We start from the raw sequence: 4,704 nt of genomic DNA, 5'->3' as shown, positions 1-4,704 counted from the left end.
CAACCGCACCACTTCAAACGCCTGCGCATGCTGTTAGCAGCCTTGGACACGGCGCTGACCATTGACGACATGAATGTTCCAGGATTCCGACTACATTCCCTGAAGGGATCGGAACTCGGGCGGTGGTCTGTGTGGATAAATGGAAACTGGCGTTTAACCTTCACGTTCAAAGACGGACACGCCTACGTCTTGGATTATGAGGACTACCACTAAAATGGCTATGCACAATCCTCCCCATCCCGGCGAGTTTATTATCCAGGTCTATCTAGAGCCCAACAATCTGAGCGGCCGCGAACTTGCCGGAAAGCTGGGTGTGGCTGCATCAACGCTGAATCGCATTCTTACGGGTGTGAGCCGTATCAGCCCTGAGATGGCGTTGCGCCTTTCCAAGGCGCTTGGCCGTTCTCCGGAGAGTTGGCTTGCCCTGCAGTACAACCACGATCTCTGGCACGCTAAGCAGCATGTCAAACTGGGTAAGGTCGGAAAAGTCCGGCTGACAGCGGCCTAACCGGCGCTTCGAGGCGGAGGCGTATATATTCTCCACATGAGCACAATTTCCCTCACCCGAGACGAGGCGATCCGACGGCTTCACACCGTTGAGTCCGAGATTCGGAGCCTCGGTGTTCGTCGGCTGGCGTTCTTCGGGTCCGTGCTTCGTAACGAGGCTCGCCTTGACAGTGATGTCGATGTGCTTGTCGAGTTTGCCCCGACCGAGAAGACATTCGATCGGTTCATGGCCTTGGCGGATCTGCTCGAAGACACGTTGCAGCACCGGGTCGAAGTGATTACCATTGAGTCACTCTCACCGTTTATCGGGCCACGCATCTTGGCCGAGGCAACGGATGTCCTTCGAGCCGCGTGACTATCTGCGGCACATTCTCGCGGAAGTCGAGTATCTCCTCTATCAGAGTCGGACGCTGAACTATGAGCGGTTTGTAACCGATCAGACGCTGCGGCGTGCGTTCGTGCGCAGCTTGGAAATTATTGGCGAAGCAGTGAAGAACCTGCCCGATGAGTTCCGGGCATCGCACCCCGAGGTTGGGTGACGTCCGATGCTCAGATGCGAGACTGCGGAAATTCCCCCCCGGACCGCCGGATGTTCCAAAGCTGCTCGATGTGCTCAAACGCAACGGGGTGACTGTTGCGGTGTGACCTGTTCTGCCAGAGTGCGCGGCCTAGCCATTTCTTCTCTTCAAACAGACCTGCCTTCGGCATGACCTACATGCACATTCTTTAGCGTGGACCGGCGGGCGCCTATAGTTCGTCGATCGGGATACGAACCCATTCAAGCAAGAAATGGCGGCATGCTGGTGCACATAAGAACAAGTAATAATAGTCACCTAGCTGTTCTTGAAAGGCCAACGGATAAGGCGTATGGTTCGCGAGCAGGATCGGCAAGTCATATGGGATGGCAATAGGCATCGCACTTTCTATGAGGATTCGTCTATGCATTATTGAGCATGATAGCTACGCATAAGGAGAAGGTCATGGCCAATATCACGATGGCCCAGGTTACCGAAGTAGCCGATCAAAAGATTCAGAAAATAGCGGAGCGCATCGCCATGGCGGCAGCGCTTGCCGCGGAGAAAGTGGCGGCATCCGCCGCACGACCTGGCGACTATCCGCTTACGTCCGACAAGAATTCTATCGAGCACATTCTTAAATCCCGCTTTGACACACTTCACCCGGCAATCAAACAAGCTGCGGCGGCGAGAGCCATCGACCGTATCAATGCCCCTCCGGCTGAAAGAGCCGCGCGTTACGGCGATCTGGCCCAGGTAGATTTGACCGGTGCCACAGCAATTGACACACAAGTGCAAATACTTCCGTTTCCCGACAATTTGAAACTGCCTTCAGACCATCCTCTCGTTATGTTCAACCTCCATCGCCAAAGACCGGTTCCTCCCATACGGCTTCGCCAACACACGACCAACAAGCTCGAGCTTCGCATTCACAAAGTAAAATGTTTGGATGAAACCGACGGTTTTTTAGGAAGTGAAGCGGGCGACGATGAGATATACCTTGGCGGATCCACGGTGGATGAAAGCGGAGATGCAGAGAAGGTCGATCCATTCCTGATTAGAGATGATTTTGACGATGGGGAGGAGCAAACATATCGGCCGCCAAGGCACTTCAGTTCATTTGACTTGACGGAAGGGACAGATTTTCCCAAGTCGTATTTCGTCACATTGGTCCTTGCCGAGGTCGACAATGGGGGGCTGCCTGACATCTTGCACAAGCTTCTGATGTGGGTAAAGGAGAAGGTGACAACCGCTCTCACTACCCTCATAGGCGGACTTATAGGTGCCAGTGGCGGACCTATCGGGGCAGCTATAGGTGCAGCCATAGGAGCGGCTGTGGGTTTGATCATCGACTATATCAAGGAAATCTGGGAGGACGATGCTTTCAAACCGGCGACCGTCAAGGTCGATATTCCGTCGCTACAGGCCCGGTGGCCGGGTGATAGAACCGAGAGCCCGGAAGAGATCATTACTTATGCAGGGCATGGCGGGAAATACCAACTGATATTCGATTGGCGCCTGTATGGCCAACCAATGCCGGCGTCAAATGCACAGGGCGTCATTTATGCCGTTCAGGGCATTGAACTAGACCCAAGGACCGGTGCGCGAAGCGGCGGCCATTTGCTGTGGTACCGACACGATGGGCGAGGTGACGGCAGCTTTACCTGGGCCGAGGGGTCCGGGAAGCCGGTGGGCAATGGCTGGAACAACTTCAAGCAGGTGTTCTCCGGCGGAGACGGCGTCATCTATGCCATCCAAGACAATGGTGACCTGTTGTGGTACCGGCACGAGGGAGGAGATGATGGTAGTTCTCTATGGGCTGGGGGTTCTGGTGCGAAGGTGGGCAATGGTTGGAACAACTTCAAGCAGGTGTTCTCCGGCGGAGGGGATGTCATCTACGCCGTCCAAGACGCCGAGTTGGACCCAAGGACCGGTCGACGAAGCGGCGGCCACTTGCTGTGGTATCGACACAATGGACGAGGTGACGGCAGTTTTACGTGGGCCGAAGGGTCGGGGAAGCCGGTGGGCAATGGCTGGAATAACTTCAAGCAGGTGTTCTCCGGTGGGGACGACGTCATCTATGCCATTCAAGACAATGGTGACCTCTTATGGTACCGGCACGAGGGGCGGGGTGATGGTAGTTTCACATGGGCCGAGGGATCGGGAGCGAAGGTGGGCAATGGTTGGAACAACTTCAAGCAGGTATTCTCCGGCGGAGACGGCGTCATCTATGCGGTTCAAAACAATGGCGACCTGCTGTGGTACCGGCACGACGGGCAAGGCGACGGCAGCTTTACCTGGGCCGAGGGGTCAGGAAAGCTGGTGGGGAATGGCTGGAATAACTTCAAGCAGGTGTTCACCGACTAGGACGACTATGCGTTCCATCGCGAGTGGACAGCTATGACACCAAGCTTACTGTACAGCATTGATCCTATCGCGGGATCCGTAGATTCCACGCCGGCAAATACAGGCTTGGCGCACCTCTACTCAAAAAGAGTCTCACACCGAAGCGGAGATGCTTCAGCCGCCGCTACGCCCTATCGGCAGTAATACTGGTCCGTTCGTCGGATCTCGACGGACTCACTGTTTTGCTCACCACCTGTTATACTGACTCATTCCTTTACTCTGAGAAGTATATGAGCGATCCAACGTGGGACGAATTCGCCGACCTGGCGCTCAAACGCATCGCGAGATCCGGCGCGGAGTACGGCGATATCCGCATTCAGGACAGCAGCACGGAGCACATCGAAGGCGAGGATGGTCGAATTGCTTCCATTCGAGATATTAGGGACATCGGTTTCGGTGTGCGTGTGCTCTATCACGGAGCCTGGGGGTTTGCCGCAAGTTCGATCTTATCGCTGGAAGAAGTGCCGCGGGTGGCGGACCTGGCCGTTGAGATCGCGAGAGGGTCTGCCTCAGTGGCTCTCGAGAAGGTGCGCTTGGCGCCGGAGCCGGTCCACCACGACCGAGTCATCACACCGTATCGCATCGATCCCTTCAGCGTGTCGTTGGAGAAAAAAACCGACTTGTTGCTCAACACCATGGACGTGTTGCAACGGCAATCCGGCATCGCGAGGAGCAGTGCCGGATTTTGGGCGCGCCGGGACAGAAAGTTGTTTGTCTCGACCGACGGATCACACGTGGAGTTTGATCTCTTGGCGGGACAGGGCGAGTGTACGGCGACGGCGTTGCATGAAGGCCGATTTGCCTCGCGCAGCTTCAATACGCCGAATCTTAGGAAAGGCTTTGAACTGATCGAAGAAGCAGACTTCCCTCGCGAGGCGTCGCGTGTGGCCGACGAGGCGGTCGAAAAGGTGAAGGCGCCGGCAGTCGATGCCGGCCGGTATGATCTGGTGCTCGATCCTGAACATCTGTCATTGACCATCCATGAATCCTGCGGCCATCCGAGCGAACTGGATCGAGCGCTCGGCTACGAGGCCAATTATGCGGGCACCAGTTTCTTGACGCCGGAGAAGCGCGGTAACTTTCGCTATGGCTCGCGGCATGTGAATTTAGTCGCCGATAATACCGAACCGGACACTCTGGCCGCGACCGGTTACGATGATGATGGAGTGGCCTGTCAGAAGTGGGACATCGTCCGCAACGGGATCTTCGTCGGGTACTGTACGAGCCGTGAAGTGGCGCCGAAGATCGGCGAATCTCGTTCATGCGGTTCCAATCG

Annotated in this window: 6 protein-coding genes; all 6 read left to right on the top strand. The window is 56.0% G+C overall.

The annotated features are described in order from the left end of the window. The coding region (locus ACOSYY_RS13485) for a type II toxin-antitoxin system RelE/ParE family toxin (RefSeq protein WP_421663020.1) at positions 1–213 on the top strand (213 nt) is incomplete at its 5' end. A 1-nt stretch (position 214) separates the two neighbouring features. Then, positions 215–508 carry a HigA family addiction module antitoxin gene (locus tag ACOSYY_RS13480; protein WP_421663019.1) on the top strand — a complete coding sequence of 98 codons (294 nt, stop codon included), beginning with the start codon at positions 215–217 and terminating at the stop codon, positions 506–508. Positions 509–544: 36 nt separating this feature from the next. Next, entirely contained in the window at positions 545–862 is a 318-nt protein-coding gene (locus ACOSYY_RS13475; protein ID WP_421663018.1) for a nucleotidyltransferase family protein, read from the top strand. Next, positions 843–1,046, top strand: coding sequence for a HepT-like ribonuclease domain-containing protein (locus ACOSYY_RS13470; protein ID WP_421663017.1), 204 nt, complete (start codon positions 843–845; stop codon positions 1,044–1,046). The genes ACOSYY_RS13475 and ACOSYY_RS13470 overlap by 20 nt, the downstream gene beginning before the upstream one ends. Before the next feature lie 441 nt (positions 1,047–1,487). Further along, entirely contained in the window at positions 1,488–3,389 is a 1,902-nt protein-coding gene (locus ACOSYY_RS13465) for a tachylectin-related carbohydrate-binding protein (protein ID WP_421663016.1), read from the top strand. 269 nt (positions 3,390–3,658) lie between these two features. Next, on the top strand, positions 3,659–4,704 hold a 1,046-nt coding region (locus tag ACOSYY_RS13460; RefSeq protein ID WP_421663015.1), incomplete at its 3' end, for a TldD/PmbA family protein.

The sequence above is a fragment of the Nitrospira sp. BLG_2 genome (assembly GCF_049222245.1).
Note: the sequence above shows the minus strand (reverse complement) of the source record. Positions and strands in the feature narration are given on the sequence as shown.